This window comes from Psychrobacter sp. FME6, from assembly GCF_014861365.1.
Classification (GTDB): domain Bacteria; phylum Pseudomonadota; class Gammaproteobacteria; order Pseudomonadales; family Moraxellaceae; genus Psychrobacter.
Window position 1 is genome coordinate 1 of the sequence record NZ_RRYW01000039.1, and the last position, 17,441, is coordinate 17,441.

A 17,441-nucleotide genomic window follows, 5' to 3' on the forward strand; every position below is an offset into this window, starting at 1 on the left:
CTTTTACATCAATTATGGCTACGTCTGATGCCAGCATACTTTTTAGAACACCACCAATCCTTTATCGCTTTTCATTGGCAAATACCGACCAACCCGTCTTTTCTACCAGCATCTCTAACGCTTTTAACCCAAGCTTGGAGTTGCCGACATGATCAAGCCCGGGTGACCAGACAGCGATAGAGCCTTTACCTGGGGCTATCGTTAAAATACCGCCGCCAACGCCGCTTTTGCCCGGTAGGCCGACACGATAGGCAAACTCACCAGAGCCATCATAGTGGCCACACATCATCATCAATGAATTGATTCGCCGAGATCGCTCTGCATTGATCACTCTTACCCCAGTGTGTTGGTTGACACCATTAGATACTAGAAACAAACCCGCGCGCGCTAATTGTTGGCAGCTCATGGCAATTGAGCACTGATGAAAATATACCCCCAGTATTTTATCTACATCATGCTTTAGACGATCAAAGGCGTTCATAAAATGCGCCAATGCCGCGTTTCGATCTTTGTGTTGCATTTCAGATACTGCCACTTTATGGTCAAAGCGAATCGAATCATCGTCTGCAATAAAGTGAACAAACTGTAGGATTTCACCCAATATTGCTTTTGGCTCATGACCCATCATAATCGCATCCACCACCGCAATTGCTCCAGCATTGATAAATGGGTTACGCGGCCGACCAGATTCTTTTTCTAGTACCATGATCGAGTTAAAAGGATCGCCAGACGGCTCACGACCGACGTGTGTCCAAAGTGCGTCACCCAACTTGCCAAGGCCGATGGTTAAGGTAAATATCTTGGAGATACTTTGGATCGAAAATAGTGTGTCGGCATCACCTGCGGTATATACCTGCCCATCAGGTGTCGCTACAGCAATGCCAAATTGGTTTGGATCTACATGGGCCAGTTGCGGGATATAATCCGCCACTTTTCCACGATCGGTTTCACTGGCCATCTCTGCGGCAATATCATCAAGAATCTGTTGCATATTAATCATGTAACCATATTTCTGTAGTGTGGTTGATAATGATGATTTTAACTTAATAAGAATACTAAAAAGAGAAATAAATTATATTTTAATTAGGGCATAAAAAATAGGTTATACCAAAACTATTGATATAACCCATTGTTTATACTATTTTATGCGAAAAACCTGTATTGTTTACGCTCAGTTTAACATTAGGTAATCGATTTTGCTTCGTTTTTACGATAATTGAGTGAAGCAACAAAGGCCCAACCAATAAATGCAATACCAATAAGACCAGTGATAAGTTCTGGCACCTGGAATTTCACTGATAGTAGCATGATGATTGCCAAGGCACCAATGGCATAATGCGCACCATGCTCAAGATAGATAAACTCATCAAGCGTGCCTTTATCGACTAAGAAGATGGTCATCGAACGAACGAACATCGCACCAATAGCAAGGCCTAACATGATCACGATAACGTCATTGGTGATTGCAAATGCGCCAATCACACCATCGAAACTGAACGAGGCATCAAGGACTTCTAAGTATAAGAAACCGATAATACCGCCTTTCATAATCGCGCTGGTCGCTGCTGCGCCCGAACCGCTTTCTTCGCTTTCTAAATCTTCTTCAAGGTCACCTTCAAGCATACCAGAGACCACTTGTACACCAAGATAAACCAAAATGCCCCAAACGCCGGCGATTAATACCGCCGCTGATTGATTAGGATTGGCAAATGATACCGCAACCATCAACACGATAAGGGCGACAAACACGCTCATGGCATCGACTTTGCCCAGTTTTACCAAACGGCTCTCAAGCCAATCAAACCAATGCACATCTTTATCATCAAAGATAAAGTTTAAGAATACTAATAATAAGAAGATACCACCAAAAGCCGATATTTCTGCATGGTGTGCTAAGAGTCTCGCTGAATATTCTTTAGGGTCGTTTAAAGCTAAGTCGACCACTTGCATGATACCGAGGTCGGCAGTCACGGCAACGATAACAATCGGGAATACCAAGCGCATACCAAATACAGCGACTAAAATACCCACTGTTAAAAATATCTTTTTCCAAAAATCATCCCAGCCTTTAAGCACTGAGGCGTTGACCACCGCATTATCAAACGATAATGAAATCTCCATGACGGCCAAAATAGCGGTAATAGATAGGGTGGTTATCATACCGCCCATACCACCGTGTGAATATCCCCACCATGCCGCTACCGCTAGGGCAATAATGGTGAAGATAAAGTCTAAATAAAAATGTCTCATGACACATCCTGTCTGGTTGCGTAAAGCTAAGGTCGGTCTGTTATAGACACAGACCACAAAAAAGCGGTTATTGCTAACCACTTTTTTTGTATAATTTAAAACGAAACATAAAGCATTATTAGTCGTTTGGCTATCAAAAATTGTGACTATTTTGCAACGAAAGTTGTGCATGCATAATCACTGTCAATAATGACGATTAATAGCGGATAAATAGGGCCTTATATTTGGATGTGTACGTTGTTTAGATGCCAGTGTAAAGGCTAGGCAATATGAAGATTTAGATATTTACACCGTATTGTTGACACATGGCTTGCAAGCCACCTGAATAGCCTTGACCAACGGCGCGGAATTTCCACTCACCGTTATGACGATAGACTTCGCCAAATACCATCGCGGTTTCAACTGAATAATCTTCTGCCAAATCAAAACGTACCACTTCAGTACCGGTTTCTTCATTAACGACACGAATAAAAGCGTTGGCTACTTGACCAAAGTTTTGACTGCGAGCGGTGGCATCATGGATGGTGACGGTGACGACGATTTTGTCGACATCGGCAGGAATTTGAGTCAGGTTTACTTTGACGACTTCATCATCACCATCACCTTCACCCGTACGGTTATCGCCGGTGTGCTCAACCGCGCCATTGTCAGATTTGAGCTGGTTGTAGAAAATAAAGTCTTGATCGCCGCGTACTTTGCCTGCGCTATTGAGTAAAAACACACTGGCATCAAGATCAAATTCAGCGCCAGATGTTGCACGCTCATCCCAACCAAGGCCAATAAGTAGCTTAGTTAGGTTTGGGTCAGTTTTGGTTAGCGATAAATTACCGCCTTTATTAAGGGATAAAGCCATGGTGGTATCCTTGTTATTAGAGTAGGGAGAATTGCAACACGAAAGCCATAGATATAAAAACTACCACAATGAGAGTGAAAAGCGACAGTGGGATTAAAGCTGTCGCAAAACTATCGCTTGCAACACTCTATCATAACAACAAAAAATGACCCAATCAAAGCAGATTGGGTCATTGTTATGTTTCATATACATTAAGAGTAATAGTTTGAAGTTAAGCTCGGTTTATGACCGTTTTAGGCTCAGTTTATGACTATTTTTGGCAGTATCTTCGCATATTTTCCAGTTTTAATGGCAAATCATAACCATCAGAACAACTATAAGCTTTGACGATGACGAATCTCAAAACTCTGATGAATCGGTTTTTTGATATTAAAATCAAAACCAATGGTTTTTTGGGTGATATCCGTAATATCGTAGCGTTCGGTCAACTGCTCGTCCAGCTCAAAACGGGTAAAGTTATTAGAGAAATACAAGACCCCATCGGTGGTTAAACGGTTCATCGCGCGGTTAATGAGCGCCGCATGGTCACGTTGTACGTCAAAGGTACCTTGAAACTTCTTCGAGTTCGAAAAGGTGGGGGGATCAATAAATATAATATCGAATTGTTCGGTATTGTCTTTGATCCACTCAAAGATATCGGCGGCAACGAATTGGTATTTATTGCGACTGACATCCAAACCATTGAGCACAAAGTTTTGCTTACCCCAGTCTAAATAGTTCTGCGACAAATCAACGCTGGTAACTTTTTTGGCGCCAGCCAGTGCGGCGTGGACACTCGCTGTACAAGTATAAGCAAATAAATTAAGCACTGACTTATTACGACTATTATCTTTGATACGCGCGCGCATATTGCGATGGTCAATAAACAGCCCAGTATCGAGGTAGTCAGTAAAGTTGACATAAAAATAGGCGTTATCTTCACGAGCGACATAAAATTTGCCACGCTTTTCCGTATTGCCCTGTTTACTATACTGGTCATTACCAGACTGACGGGCGCGGGTTTTGATAAAGACTTGTTCACGGTTAATATCGAACACTTCGCGGATACCCATCAACGCTAAATTAAAACGTTTTTTTGCGGTTTCCGGTGGGATGGTTTTTGGTGGCGCATATTCTTGAACATGGGCATAATCACCGTATAAATCGATGGCAACCTTAAAGTCTGGTAAGTCAGCATCGTAGACACGGATATTACTGACGTTGTCTTTTTTGGCCAGTTTCTTAAGTTTGGCCAGATTTTTTTGTAGACGATTGATAAAGTCTTGGCCGTCCTCTACTTCAATCTCACGCTTTTCAAAGCGGCTGACTAGATTGCCGCTTTGCCCAGCAATCAATGCCCCATAACGGAAATAAACTGTGATAGCGCCATTGTGACAGCGCAGTGTTTTTGGCTCTTTAATGGGCAAGATATCCACTTGCTCGACATTAGATGCCAAGATACCCAGCATCGGATTAACACCACTACCAGCAAAACTGTCTTGCAGGATAAGGCCAATCGCTTGATACAAAGGTTTAATCATATCTTCGTCACCCAAGCGCTCACCATATGGCGGGTTGGTGATGACTAAAGGATTGCTCAATCGACCATCATCGACCAAGGGTTTTAGTACCGTGCTCAGTTGGTCAAGGGCACGAGTTTCGATATCGAGTAGCGGTAATATATCTTGTAAACCTGCGGCAATCAGGTTCTTTTCAGTGGCAATAATGGCGCCGCTATCGGCATCAAAGCCTAATATGAGCGGTAAAGTATCCGGCTGTTCGTTGGCAATCTCCAAGGCTTCTCGGAAACGCGTCTGTGCATCATCGATCATCTCTTGCCATAGCGCATCGTCATGATGTTGCCACTGATAAAAACCAAATTGATTGGCGGCTTTATCGATTCCCACGGCATAATCGCAATGCATTAGTAATGCTTCAATGATAAATGTTCCTGAGCCACACATCGGGTCGATGAGGGCATTGTAGAAAGGGGCGTTGCCCGCTGCGTTTTTCTTATGCCAGCCTGCGCTATACAGTAATGCCGCTGCCAAGTTTTCTTTTAATGGGGCTTCTGTCATCGCTACGCGGTAGCCACGGCGATGCAGACTGGTACCTGATAAATCTAAATATAGCTCAGCTTGCTTATCATTGACGGTGGCAAACACAGAAAAGTCTGGGTTTTTGCTATCAACATTAGGACGGCTGTCATAGACTTCGTTAAAAGTGTCAGCAATCGCGTCTTTAATACGTAGCATGGCAAATTGCTGACTGACAGCCACGCGTTTATCGACCGATAGACGAATCGCAAAGGTTTGCTCTAAGCTAAATTGCTCCGTCCAGTTAACCGACTTTGCTAATCCATATAGTTGCTCAGCCACATCGTATTCGGCATTGATATTTTTGCGTTTAATCAGCATCAATACTCGCGAAGCCACACGCGACCAGAGGCAAATCGTATATAGGTCGCGCAAAGTACCTGTAACCGTCAGACGGCCAGTGCTTTTGATGTCACTTGCAATACCGAAACTTGTCAGCTCAGTCTGTAGCGGCGCCTCAAGCCCATCGGCACAAGTGATGATAAGGTCAAGCGACAAGTCTGATGAAGCTGCTGTTGAAGATGAGGTCGCGGTTGTTACGGTCATACGGATACCTGTGGGCTAAATTGATAAGTAATACACATCATAAAATAAGATGTTTAACCGTCAATTTTATCATAATTTAGGGCGTGATGGTTTAAAGTGGGTGGGTTTATAAAAGAGACATTTAACAATACTATAGGCAGTTCTAAATAAAATCGATACGATTGTAATAAAGTAAATAGCCACGTACTACTGTTATCAATTTTTCTTGCGTGCTGTTCGCCAGCATGACAGAGGCTGCAAAAAATTTATGCCAGTAGCACTCGTCTCAGTTTTAAAGTAAATCAACTATAAGCCACATAAAGCCCTGCTTAAAATACTGAGAATAAAAAGCTTGAAATTAAAAACTTCAAGCTTAAAAGAACTTAGGATCAATGGGTGAGTGCTTAAGAGGTTCCGATACCATTATTGATCAGGCTGTTTCACTGGCGGTACTTCTTCTACTATCTGCGTCGTCGTGGCAAAGGGTTTGGTTGCGATAGGATACTCCACATCTTTTGGCATCAGTAAGCGCATATGCGGGTAAGGGGTCGAGATGTTGGCAGTATCAAAGGCGTGTTTGATACTTTCTCGTAAGGCTTCTTTGATTTTCGGTATGCGTGCCACTGCGGCGGGCTTGACCCAAAAACGGATAATAAAAAATACCCCATATTCTCCAATCTCCGCCACAGTCGCTGAGGTCTCAGGGCGGTTTAGTACCACATCACTATCCGTCAGAACTTGTAATATCACCTTCCGTGCTTTATCGACATCATCTTCAAAAGCAATGCGCATTTGGATATCAAAGCGTATGAAGTTTTTGGAGGTTAAATTGGTGACCACCGAAGAGGCGACATTGGCGTTAGGAATAATGACAGTGATGTTATCTCGGGTCAAAATGTGGGTAGTGCGTAAGGCGATAACCACTACGCGACCTTCATCGTCATTGATATTAACCCAGTCACCCACTTGAAAAGATTGCTCAAGTAAAATGGTAACACCCGCGATAAAGTTAGCAAGCGTTGATTGGGCGGCGAAACCCACAGCAATACCAGCAATCCCCAAACCTGCGACCAAGGAGACGATATCAAAACCAAACTGTGCCATGACGCTGGCAAGCCCTAATACCAATAGCAGCACTGATAAGATATTTTTAAGCAGCTGTTCAATGGATGCATTAAGACCGTAATGTTGTAGCACTCTATGAATGATTTGTCCTGATGACGCCCATAAAACATAGTAAATACCCGCCCAAGTACTGGCTTTGGCAGTGGCTTTGATAGTATTTGGCTCAAAATTCAGCTGACTCATAATGGCAATCAAACTGGTTACTATCCAAATGTAACGCAGCACCGAACGGGCAATTTTAGCTCGGCGCTCGTTGAGGTGTATTTGGGATTTGCTTTTTTTAAGAATATAAATGGCAAGCCAATAAAAAAATCCCAATATCGCCAGCAGTATTAGGATTTTGATGCCAGTGCTTACCCACTCTACTGATTTAGATGACCAGTCCAACGACTCTTCGTCTATTGAACCGCCAATAGCAAGATACAAGCTAGTATGTAAGTCGCGAACAATCTCTTGAAAGAAGTCAGTAATACTAGCAATTGCCATTGTTTCATCCATGCAGAGTTTGCTTATATGAGATATTTAGTTATTTGAAAGTGTAGCTGAGCCTAATATTAAAAGCTATCTTCCTGTGCGTCCTGAGACTGGTAGGGTATTTCCATTTTATATTGCACATCACGAAGTGCAGTACGTAAACCTTCTAAGATAGTAGGGTGATAAAAAGGCGTATCGAGCATGGCCTTGATACTTAAGTCGTTGGTAATCGCGGTGGCCAGTATATGACCGATATATTCAGCATCAGGTCCCACTATACTGGCGCCTAAGATTCTGTCTGTTTTTTTACAGCCATAGATATGGAGCAAGCCACAGTTGACACCCATGACACGACTGCGACCTTGATTATCAAAACTTACCTTACCAATGACATACTCTAACTTTGAGTCTTTTTGTATTTCTGGTAGAGACATACCGACATTGACAATCTGTGGTGAACAAAACACGATGGAGAAGGGGATGGCTGGTGGGCGAATATAGGCATCTTTTTTGTTTTCGCAAACCATACTTCCCGCACTAAAACCCTCATCACTAGCCACATGCAGTAGCGGAATATTAGCGTTAGCATCACCAACGATATATATATTTAAATCACCAATTTGCCCCGTTTTTTTACTGAGGTTTTTTGGGCGGTTCTTATCATCAAGCTCAACACCTAGGTTTTCGACCCCCAATTGTTTGATGTTATTGCGACGACCGGTCGCGACCAATACATATTCACCTTGCCAGTGCTGTGATTCACCCGCACTATTTTTGTAATCAATCACTGCGGTTGAGCCGTTGTTATCCTCGTTTGCTCGCGTACTGACATCGGTGATTTCGCTACCCAGATGCATGGTCAATTCGCGATTTAAGCAATTAATAGCTTGGTTGTTAATATCATCGTCTTTGAGACCAGCCACGCGTTTGACTCGATTAAACAGAGTGACCTCTACGCCCAAGCGGGAGAATGCTTGAGCAAGCTCTAATCCTATAGCGCCAGCACCGACGACCGCCATTGATTTTGGTAAATCTGTGAGCTCAAAGACCATATCTGATGTGAGCATGGTATCGCCAAGCTTATCCGCCCAGCCATCTGGTATAAATGCTGAACTACCAGTGGCGACAATAATTTTTTCAGCCTCAATCAGCTCATCATTGACCTCAATTAACCCTTGTTGATTGATATGCGCACGGCCCGCTATTTTTTTATCCTCAGGCCAGCTCTCAACTTGTTTTTTAATATAGCTAGCAAAATGGCTACGTTCATCGCGCACACGTTGCATGACTTGTTTGCCATCTATCTGCGCAGTCGCATGGATACCGAACTCAGCAGAGTGATTGGCTGCATGCGCACGGTCAGCCGCTGCAATTAGTAGCTTGCTCGGCATACAACCTACGGTGACACAAGTTGTCGTCCAAAACCCCTCATTAATAATGACGATGTCATCTTTAATTTTGCTGGCTTGACGAAAAGCATTTTGACCAGCGGTCCCTGCACCAATAATGGCAACAGATACTTTGCGAGTGACGGTAGATGCTAGGTTATTAGCAATAGTATCGGACTGTTTATTCATATTATTTTCAACTCATAATAATTTAACATTCAGGGCTGTTTCTAAGGACTGTTTTTAAAAGCCGTTTCTAAGAGCTGTTTTTACAGGATTATTCTTAGTATTTTAGACTGGCCCTTTATCGTAACGGTTATTAGCACCTGTTTTACATTGTATTTTTATAATTTATAGCGTTATCGATTAAGGTGTTAATGTTTCAAGCAACCGTTCAGTATAGCCTTTGGCTCGTAGGTTACGCTGAGCATGGGTCAGCTTACCGTCTTTGTTAAACACGAAGGCTGAGCGGACAAGGCCTAAAGTTATTTTACCGTACATGTTTTTTTCTTTGATGACGTCAAAATATTGGCATAGTTTTTCATCGCCATCACTGATTAGGGCGATATTTAAGTCATGTTTGTCGATGAATTTTTCATGAGATTCAACACTATCACGTGAGACGCCGATAATGTCGTAGCCTAAACCATCAAATTCATTAATATGAGCAGTAAATTCTGTTGCTTGGGTGGTACAGCCAGGGGTATTGTCTTTGGGGTAAAAGTAAAGAATGAGGCCTTTATTGGTATTAGCAATCATCTCTTTTAGGTTGATGTCATCATGGATAAAGTGTCCATCAAGCTCTCGTACGATGGTTACTGGGAAGTCGGGTAAAGTAATGTTTTCTGTAGTTGGCTTGGCCATGGTAATGTCCTTATTGCTGTTGGTTATACGTGTATTGTTCTTAGTCATCTTATTATAGGCAGATTAGCAGAAATTAATAATCAGTTTTACAAATTGCTCCTTCATGGGCAACAAAAAAGACTGGCTATTGCCAGTCTTTTGTATATTAAACGAGTTATTTATTAAGCAGGTTTTTGTGGCTCTTTTAAATCTAAGCCAACGGTGCACTGCTGTAAGTCTTTTTGCATTTTTTTGACATAAGGGAGGCCTGATGGGTCTTTCTTGTCTTTTGCATGGCTTTCAATCTCCCACATTTGACCGATAGTCATTTTGCTGCGGACATCAATGGTGCAGTTACAAAGTTTGGTCGCATCGCTTTTATTAGCGACTTTATATTTGACCGCACCGCTGACACAGGTATTGACATTTTCTTGCTTAATATCAGCAGCGTTTGCTTGTGGTAGTGCAAACAGAGCAGCAAGGGCTAGGGGTAATACTGGCAACAACTTCATAAGGATCCTCTTACAAATAACATAAATTTCTTAGATTTTTTACTGAAAGCAAAATCTCACTACTTTTTTGTTGGATATATAGGTAACTTGCTAAGCGTATTTACCTATATATCCGCATTTATATCTTGTGATAGACATAATCGAACATACCATAGCAAGGATTTTGCTCAAAATGCAACGCTGTGATGCTGTGTTAATGCAAGCGAATGTTTCTCGAGTATTTAATCACTTCCTGATTTAAGAGCGGTAACCCCATTTTTCAGGATACTTACTCGCATATTTTAAAGCAGTGATTGTGATTTTTTGAGCGATTATCAGTGCTACTCAAATTGTTTCTTAAGGTTGATAATGAGTAGGATCAGCGACCCCAGCTTGGGCAAACCCTTGGCGACGTAGAGCGCAACTATCACAGACGCCGCAAGCAAGGCCGTTCTCATCCGCTTGATAACAAGAAATCGTCTGTCCATAATCAACCCCTAGCGACAGACCAAGCTCGATGGTTTTGGCTTTTGATAATTGTTGCAGCGGTGTTTGAATTGATAAGTGATGACCGGTGACGCCAGCTTTGGTAGCAAGATTTGCCATATGTTGAAAGGCGTTAATATATTCAGGGCGGCAATCAGGATAGCCTGAATAATCGACTGAGCTGACGCCAATAACAATATGATTGGCATCGGTTACTTCGGCGACCGCTAAGGCGTAAGACAAAAATATCGTATTACGCGCAGGCACATAAGTATTGGGAATGGCGTCGTTGTCGATCTCGTCACGTTTTTTATTAGGGAATTTATCCGCATCACCATCAGGGACGATCATGCTGTGATCCGTTAGTGAGGAGCCGCCCAACTGGGCAATATCAATATCGATAATTCGATGATTAACATCAGCTGTTTCAGCAATATTTTTTGCCGCGACAAGCTCACTATTGTGACGCTGACCATAATCGAAGCTAACCGCAGTCACAGACGCATAGCGAGCCTTAGCCCAATACAAACAAGTCACTGAATCGAGCCCGCCTGATAACAACACGACAGCATTTTGATTTTTATTCAGTGGGTTTGAGTCGGTATGGTTTGCCTGATTGGCAGAAGTGGGTTGCGGAGCAGTATTTGGCATAGTGTTGTCTATTATTGATTTATGAAAAACGCCTATTTTAACAAAAATATGGCTATTACAAAACTATAGAGACAGTATTAAAATAGTATTCAACTTATCGCTCTTTTATTTAGGATTGGCTATAGCAGAATATCCACTCTCAATCGTTGGTAGTTACTCATATATGGCATGGATTCGGGTGGGCTGTCGCATTTAGGGTGGTAATTTAATCTCATCTTTTCAATCTGTTAGCAAACTTTGTTATAATCGCTGCTTTTAAAGCACCCTTGTAAAGAAATTGAGTAACTTATGACCACCGCGACCGTGTTTACGCCAAAAACCATGCCTGAGTTTGATAATACTAACAATATAAAACATGATGATGTCGATATTGATAGTGAAAACGTCCGTAGTATTACGGGCCAGATTACGGAACAGTCAGCATCTGAAACGACATACCTGCGCAAACTACAGAAAAAGTTACGTAGACAAGTATCTTTGGCGATTCGTGATTTTAATATGATCGAAGATGGTGATGTGGTGATGGTTTGTGTCTCAGGAGGAAAGGACAGTTATACTTTGCTTGATATTTTGCTAGTGTTGAAGCGTATCGCCCCGATTAACTTTGATATCGTCGCGGTTAATCTCGACCAAAAGCAACCAGATTATCCAGAAGATGTGTTACCAGCATATCTAAACGAGCAGGGCATTGCTCACTACATCTTAGAAAAAGACACCTATAGTATTGTTAAAAGCGTGGTGCCAGAAGGTAAGACTTATTGCTCAGCCTGTTCACGTCTGCGCCGCGGCTCATTATACGGGTTTGCCAAGCAAATTGGTGCGACCAAAATTGCGCTTGGACATCACCGCGACGATATGCTGGCAACTTTCTTTTTAAATTTGTTTCATGGCGGCGCACTCAAGTCGATGCCACCTAAGCTACTGAGTGATGACAAGCAAAACCTGCTTATTCGCCCATTAGCATACGTCGAAGAAAAAGACATTATCGAATACGCCCGCTTAAAAAAATTCCCGATCATTCCTTGTAATTTGTGTGGCAGCCAAACCAATCTGCAACGTGCAATTATTAACGATATGTTGCGCGACTGGGATGATGCGCACCCGCAGCGCTTAGCGTCTATCTTTAAAGCCATGCAAAACGTCGCGCCGTCACAATTAGCGGATAGAGAGTTATTTGATTTTGAGACGTTGAGCCTTGATCGTGATAATAACGAACGTTTATTTGAAGGGGATAATATTCAATCTGGTCAAACCGAAAGTTTGGCTGAGATTGGTCTACCAGTATCGCCCAAAACCCAAACTTTTAATCCAGATTTTGCGGCGCAACAGCAAAAAATAGCATCAGATAAAGCGATGGGAAACAGTCGTACAACGCAAAAAATCCCAACGATTAATCCTGTGATTTAATATTAATTGGTATTGTTTCAAGCTTAGCTAAACTTATCACTCAGTTATAAAAAAACCAGCCATTGATTAATCATGGCTGGTTTTTTACTATTTATTCAAAGTTATATCATTCACAAAAATTAGAGTGGCAAGGAAAACGAGTGCAAGTACTACGCCTTGTAGACTAAACGAGTTTGACACAGCTAATCGTACTTTTTGGGTTTGGTATTAGTCAAAAATTAACTTTTAGCAAAGACTGGTAGAGGATCAAAACTCACCTCTGGTCGCGGTAGTTTTGCCACATCCTGCATACGCCAATCATCTTTTCCGTCATAACTGACTTGTAAATAATACTTGCCTTTCACTTCATCCAAATCTACTTGCGCAGTGTACTTATTACCTTGTTGATGCTTGAGCACCGCATCGCGATCTTTTTTGATATCAGTCGCATGTGAGATAGATAAATCTAGCGTATCAGGATAAGTGAGCGCCTCACCATTGAGCAGTGTGCCTGTTTGTAGGCTTTGCTCTGGGTAATTCAAATAAAAGGCAATATCCCCATCGTCTGAAAACTGCATCTTACCGTGCAAGTCCAAATCATAGGTTAGCTTATCACGGCCAACATCATGATATAGCGTTTTGCCATCCATATACCAGTCATCACGTACCACGCTATCGCGGATTTGATAAGAATAATAAACAAACCAAATGCAAGCGATCACAACTACCGCTGGCATGCCAATTACAAAGATAATCACCATATAGTTTTTGTACCATGGTTGACTATCTTGACGTTTAAAGTTTGGGGCTTGATTAGACATAAAATACCTATTAATCAGATATCTATTTGGCAGATATCTATGAACTGTATCAATGGATAAGCTGACGGCTCAATGCTGACAGCTTAATAACAATCAACAACTTGTTAGCTATCTACAATAACTAACAGGTAAAGCATATAACGCTATAATCAATAGTACGGTATCGTTTTTAAAGTGAACCCACTAAAGGGTTAGTTTTTATTGTCCTTGGGTGGTAAAGATATTTTGTTTGCTGACACTGTACTTATCATCTTCACTACGAACATTTAAAACAACGGGCGTTTGACCAAACTCAATCACATCAGGGTCACCATAAATACTGACTGGCATATCAAAGCTTTCACCCGCTTCTAATGGTACATCGTTGAAGCGCAGCTCTAAACTCAAGCCGTCTTGTGGTTCTAGCGTTATTTTATAAGTATGGGCATCTTGTGTTTTATTGGTTAGCTTAACGATATAACTGTTTTCAATCATGCCTTGAGCATTCAGCGAGGACAACTGATTTCGGTCACGGCGAATATCAATCTCCAATGGCACGCGATCGGTCAAGGCGTATATAACACCACCACACAGCACAGCCAGTAAGGTGAGGTAGGCAAAGAACCGCGGACTAAATACTCGCGTATCCTCTTTTTCAACTAACTGTCGTTCTGTGGTATAACGAATCAGTCCACGTGGGTAACCCACTTTATCCATAATGTCATTACAGGCGTCGACACAGGCAGCGCACTGAATACAAGCGACTTGCAAACCATCGCGAATATCAATCCCAGTCGGACAGACCTGCACACACATTTGGCATTCGATGCAATCGCCTAGATGTTCAGGATTGGTACCTTTTTTGCGTGCGCCGCGCGGTTCACCACGTTCATAGTCATAAGAAACAACCAGTGTATCTTTGTCAAACATGACGCTTTGGAAGCGGCCATAAGGACAGATTTGGATACACATCTGCTCACGCATGTAACCAGCATTCACGTAAGTAGAGAAAGCGAAGATAAATATTGATACCCATATCCATGTTGACCAATCAGGAAAAGGTATGAACCCTAGCATTTGCCAACTGCCATATAAGGCTTCTGTCCCTGATACGTAACTGACAAAAGTCGTGGCGGTAATCATCGAGAACACAAACCAAATAAAGTAGATTAAAAAACGCTTAAACGCTTTTTTTGGACCCATTGGTTCTTTATCAAATTTAATGCGTTTATTGCGGTCACCAATCACCAACTTTTCGACATATTGGAACATATGGGTCCAAATAGTCTGTGGGCAGGCATAACCGCACCATACTCGTCCTGCGTACACGGTCACCATAAATAGGGTAAAGGCAGCAATAAGCGCAAAGGCGGCAATAAAGTAAAAGTCTTGCGTTAAAAAGGTGAGACCAAAAATATAATAATGCTGCGAGGGCACATCAAACCATATTGCTTGCCGACCGTTATAACGTAACCACGGTAAAATCAGAAATAACGCCAAAAACGCATACATACTGACAATACGGATATTTTGATAAAATCCTGTGACAAACCTAGGGTGAATACGTTTTTTAGTGGCGTTAAGATCGACCTCAATAACAGGGATTTTATTGGGTTGTTGTGCTGACATAAACGTGCCTCTTTAAAAAAAGAATCAGTCTGCTGGCATGATGAACGAACACCTTGGTTGAAAAGGTGTATGAATGTACGGTGTTATCAATGTCAGTAAGTAGTGAGAGACGTTTGAACATTCAAAACGTATGAACTCGTCTACCAAATGAGCGATTGTAAGTAATTGATTAAAATCGAATAAAGACTGCTTAAATGGGTGGTTTCCAGTATTTCTAATACATTACTATTTTAGCATTCTCCCTCTTATAAATGGGGTAAGAATGTTAAAAAGCAATACTAATATAATATATTATTGTTATATAAACTATGTTATAGCAATCGACAGTGGCTAAAAATAAAACTTAAGTGTTTTTAGTAAAACGACTAAAATTACCATTCTATGTATGATGCATTAGCTTATTTATAAGTTTTAAAAAAGGGAGAACTGCAATAACAGTCCTCCCTTTATCTAACTTTACTTAGTTACGGTATAACTGCAAACCAAATAGCTTCTTGGTTAGTTAACCGTCGTTTCAGTTGTTGTCGCTGCTTTAGGAGCAGTGGCAGAAACAGTGGTTGCTTTAGCAGGCTTCGCGTTTCTATCAGAGAGTGAGTAAACATAGGCTGCAAGCAACATGATGCGCTCGTTACCTAGCTTGGTTTCCCACTCAGGCATTACACCTGCACGACCATAACGCAGGGTCTCACGGATAGTTTCGCGATCACCGCCATATAGCCAGATATTATCCGTCAAGTTTGGTGCGCCAGTCGAAATCATTCCTTTAGCATCTGCACCATGGCAAAGCACACAGTTAGTCGGTTCTTTAAAGATTTCCTCGCCTTTAGCAACCATAACCTTATCAAGATCATAACCTTCTTGGTTGCCAGAAATTGACAGTACATACTCAGATACTGCACGTACGCCATTTTCACCGATTTGGTCACGCCATGCCGCCATGCCACCCACTCGACCATTATGTAGGGTAGTCAAGATGTTTGTAGCTTCTCCACCATATAACCAATCGTTATCAGTCAGGTTAGGGTAGCCTGTCGCCCCTTTAGCATTCGAACCATGACAAACGGCACAGTTCTGTAAGAACAGGCGGCTGCCCACTTTTAATGCATTTGGGTTTTCAGAAAGCTTTTCAACAGCAGGCGAGAGCTCTGCAATTTTTTCATCAATTTGAGTTTGTAACCCTGCTGGCGGTGTTTCACTGCGACGCATAGTGGCCTGCATCTCAGAAAGCGTTGCTAAAGTTTTTGACGCATCGCTGGCATCCGCTTTTGCCAAAATGTTTTGCTCAAAGTTCTTAGTGAATACTTTATCATTCTCTTCAAGCTCACTATAAAGCTCGTTGTGAGAGGTCCAAGGAACGGTTTCACCATCAACTTCTACGGTTGTAATACCTTCCCAATGTTTTGGAAACATAGCAGGGAAGAATACCCAATATGCTACGGCCCAGATAATGGAGCCGAAAAATATCACTAACCACCATTTTGGGAGCGGTTTGTCATATTCTTTGATACCATCATAATCATGGCCTGTTGTGCCGTCTTCTTCAACTTCTGGCTTATATTTTAACACCATTAGTAAGACACCGAGGATACCCGCCCAGCACATAAAGCTCAGTACGGTGATCCAAGTACTCCAAAAAAATGTCATCGTTCATCCTTATTGCGCTGCTCTTCAGACACAGGTTTTTCGATCTCGTCATCGAGCGCAAGTTGTGCATCTTCTTCGAAGCGTTTTTTGTTTTTTGGCGAATACGCCCACCATGCAACGCCTACGAAGGCAATAAAGGCAGAAACGGTCGCAATTGTTTGTAATTCACCAATACCCATTAGCGCTGTCCTTCCATTGCGGTACCTAATTGTTGAAGATAGGCAACGACTGCATCAAGCTCAGTAGCACCAAGCACAGCATCGGGCGCTCCTTCAATATCTTCATCGGTATAAGGCACACCAAATTGATCACGGAATAAACGCATTCTAGTCTGTATGTCGCTACCGTTCACTTCGTTAGTCGCAAGCCAAGGAAAACCAGGCATTACAGACTCAGGTACTAATGAACGTGGATCGATAAGATGTTGCTTTTGCCAATCTTCAGAATAACGACCACCAACACGTGCCAAATCTGGCCCAGTACGCTTTGAACCCCATAAGAAAGGGTGATCCCACGTCGATTCAGCAGCACGTGAATACGGCCCATAACGCTCAACTTCAGCACGTAGTGGACGAATCATTTGAGTATGACAAACATGACACCCTTCACGAATATAGATGTCACGACCTTCAAACTCAAGTGCAGTCCAAGGCTCCATAGCAGGTAGGGGAGCGTTCACCCCACCTTCTTCAGCACCTCTATAATCATATATTAATGGTACGATCTCTACTAGTGTTGCAAAGCTAATAGCAATGACGATACCGATGACTAATAAGCCTGTGTTTTTTTCAATAATCTCATGCGGTGTACCAGCCATGATC

15 protein-coding genes are annotated in these 17,441 nt (G+C 42.2%); 1 reads left to right on the forward strand and 14 read right to left on the reverse strand.

Annotation, left to right across the window (positions count from 1 at the left end; all coding sequences use genetic code 11):
* Positions 1 to 61: 61 nt before the first annotated feature.
* The 9 genes from EI162_RS07435 to queC all read right to left on the reverse strand — a co-directional run bounded on the left by EI162_RS07435 (position 62) and on the right by queC (position 11,098).
* Positions 62 to 1,000 (reverse strand): glutaminase, encoded by a 939-nt coding sequence (locus EI162_RS07435; RefSeq protein WP_225735240.1) that lies wholly within the window; start codon positions 998 to 1,000, stop codon positions 62 to 64.
* Positions 1,001 to 1,182: 182 nt separating this feature from the next.
* On the reverse strand, positions 1,183 to 2,250 hold the full coding sequence (locus tag EI162_RS07440) for a DUF475 domain-containing protein (protein ID WP_192523747.1): 1,068 nt from the start codon (positions 2,248 to 2,250) through the stop codon (positions 1,183 to 1,185).
* A gap of 277 nt (positions 2,251 to 2,527) precedes the next feature.
* Positions 2,528 to 3,103 carry a TerD family protein gene (locus tag EI162_RS07445; protein ID WP_192523748.1) on the reverse strand — a complete coding sequence of 192 codons (576 nt, stop codon included), beginning with the start codon at positions 3,101 to 3,103 and terminating at the stop codon, positions 2,528 to 2,530.
* 314 nt (positions 3,104 to 3,417) lie between these two features.
* Positions 3,418 to 5,724: a bifunctional 23S rRNA (guanine(2069)-N(7))-methyltransferase RlmK/23S rRNA (guanine(2445)-N(2))-methyltransferase RlmL gene (gene rlmKL, locus EI162_RS07450; protein WP_192523749.1), complete on the reverse strand. Its 2,307-nt coding sequence runs from the start codon at positions 5,722 to 5,724 to the stop codon at positions 3,418 to 3,420.
* Between the two features lie 402 nt (positions 5,725 to 6,126).
* Complete coding sequence (locus EI162_RS07455) at positions 6,127 to 7,314, reverse strand: mechanosensitive ion channel family protein (protein ID WP_225735241.1); 1,188 nt, start codon at positions 7,312 to 7,314, stop codon at positions 6,127 to 6,129.
* A 68-nt stretch (positions 7,315 to 7,382) separates the two neighbouring features.
* On the reverse strand, positions 7,383 to 8,879 hold the full coding sequence (locus EI162_RS07460) for a dihydrolipoyl dehydrogenase (protein ID WP_192523751.1): 1,497 nt from the start codon (positions 8,877 to 8,879) through the stop codon (positions 7,383 to 7,385).
* A 177-nt stretch (positions 8,880 to 9,056) separates the two neighbouring features.
* Positions 9,057 to 9,554 carry a peroxiredoxin gene (locus EI162_RS07465; RefSeq protein ID WP_192523752.1) on the reverse strand — a complete coding sequence of 166 codons (498 nt, stop codon included), beginning with the start codon at positions 9,552 to 9,554 and terminating at the stop codon, positions 9,057 to 9,059.
* A gap of 161 nt (positions 9,555 to 9,715) precedes the next feature.
* Entirely contained in the window at positions 9,716 to 10,045 is a 330-nt protein-coding gene (locus EI162_RS07470; protein WP_192523753.1) for a hypothetical protein, read from the reverse strand.
* A gap of 336 nt (positions 10,046 to 10,381) precedes the next feature.
* Complete coding sequence (queC, locus tag EI162_RS07475) at positions 10,382 to 11,098, reverse strand: 7-cyano-7-deazaguanine synthase QueC (RefSeq protein ID WP_225735243.1); 717 nt, start codon at positions 11,096 to 11,098, stop codon at positions 10,382 to 10,384.
* Positions 11,099 to 11,449: 351 nt separating this feature from the next.
* Here queC and ttcA point away from each other — a divergent pair, with 351 nt between their 5' ends.
* Positions 11,450 to 12,568 carry a tRNA 2-thiocytidine(32) synthetase TtcA gene (ttcA, locus tag EI162_RS07480; protein WP_192523755.1) on the forward strand — a complete coding sequence of 373 codons (1,119 nt, stop codon included), beginning with the start codon at positions 11,450 to 11,452 and terminating at the stop codon, positions 12,566 to 12,568.
* Positions 12,569 to 12,786: 218 nt separating this feature from the next.
* On the opposite strand, the gene EI162_RS07485 is transcribed toward ttcA, so the two are convergent.
* From EI162_RS07485 to ccoO, 5 genes are all read right to left on the reverse strand, one after another.
* Positions 12,787 to 13,368 carry a FixH family protein gene (locus EI162_RS07485; protein WP_192523756.1) on the reverse strand — a complete coding sequence of 194 codons (582 nt, stop codon included), beginning with the start codon at positions 13,366 to 13,368 and terminating at the stop codon, positions 12,787 to 12,789.
* Between the two features lie 198 nt (positions 13,369 to 13,566).
* On the reverse strand, positions 13,567 to 14,976 hold the full coding sequence (gene ccoG / locus EI162_RS07490) for a cytochrome c oxidase accessory protein CcoG (protein WP_192523757.1): 1,410 nt from the start codon (positions 14,974 to 14,976) through the stop codon (positions 13,567 to 13,569).
* A gap of 498 nt (positions 14,977 to 15,474) precedes the next feature.
* Positions 15,475 to 16,620 (reverse strand): cytochrome-c oxidase, cbb3-type subunit III, encoded by a 1,146-nt coding sequence (gene ccoP, locus EI162_RS07495; RefSeq protein ID WP_192523758.1) that lies wholly within the window; start codon positions 16,618 to 16,620, stop codon positions 15,475 to 15,477.
* Positions 16,617 to 16,799, reverse strand: a complete 183-nt coding sequence (locus tag EI162_RS07500; RefSeq protein ID WP_192523759.1) for a cbb3-type cytochrome oxidase subunit 3 — start codon at positions 16,797 to 16,799, stop codon at positions 16,617 to 16,619. Before EI162_RS07500 ends, ccoP begins: the two co-directional genes overlap by 4 nt.
* Entirely contained in the window at positions 16,799 to 17,437 is a 639-nt protein-coding gene (gene ccoO, locus EI162_RS07505) for a cytochrome-c oxidase, cbb3-type subunit II (RefSeq protein ID WP_192523760.1), read from the reverse strand. The genes EI162_RS07500 and ccoO overlap by 1 nt, the downstream gene beginning before the upstream one ends.
* Positions 17,438 to 17,441 lie beyond the last annotated feature (4 nt).

Coding starts and splice junctions, on each gene's coding strand:
- ccoP (WP_192523758.1), bottom strand. CDS start 16,620: ATGACATTTTTTTGGAGTACTTGGATCACCGTACTGAGCTTTATGTGC.
- rlmKL (WP_192523749.1), bottom strand. CDS start 5,724: ATGACCGTAACAACCGCGACCTCATCTTCAACAGCAGCTTCATCAGAC.
- EI162_RS07445 (WP_192523748.1), bottom strand. CDS start 3,103: ATGGCTTTATCCCTTAATAAAGGCGGTAATTTATCGCTAACCAAAACT.
- ccoO (WP_192523760.1), bottom strand. CDS start 17,437: ATGGCTGGTACACCGCATGAGATTATTGAAAAAAACACAGGCTTATTA.
- EI162_RS07455 (WP_225735241.1), bottom strand. CDS start 7,314: ATGGCAATTGCTAGTATTACTGACTTCTTTCAAGAGATTGTTCGCGAC.
- ttcA (WP_192523755.1), top strand. CDS start 11,450: ATGACCACCGCGACCGTGTTTACGCCAAAAACCATGCCTGAGTTTGAT.
- EI162_RS07485 (WP_192523756.1), bottom strand. CDS start 13,368: ATGTCTAATCAAGCCCCAAACTTTAAACGTCAAGATAGTCAACCATGG.
- EI162_RS07440 (WP_192523747.1), bottom strand. CDS start 2,250: ATGAGACATTTTTATTTAGACTTTATCTTCACCATTATTGCCCTAGCG.
- EI162_RS07460 (WP_192523751.1), bottom strand. CDS start 8,879: ATGAATAAACAGTCCGATACTATTGCTAATAACCTAGCATCTACCGTC.
- EI162_RS07500 (WP_192523759.1), bottom strand. CDS start 16,799: ATGGGTATTGGTGAATTACAAACAATTGCGACCGTTTCTGCCTTTATT.
- EI162_RS07470 (WP_192523753.1), bottom strand. CDS start 10,045: ATGAAGTTGTTGCCAGTATTACCCCTAGCCCTTGCTGCTCTGTTTGCA.
- ccoG (WP_192523757.1), bottom strand. CDS start 14,976: ATGTCAGCACAACAACCCAATAAAATCCCTGTTATTGAGGTCGATCTT.
- EI162_RS07435 (WP_225735240.1), bottom strand. CDS start 1,000: ATGATTAATATGCAACAGATTCTTGATGATATTGCCGCAGAGATGGCC.
- EI162_RS07465 (WP_192523752.1), bottom strand. CDS start 9,554: ATGGCCAAGCCAACTACAGAAAACATTACTTTACCCGACTTCCCAGTA.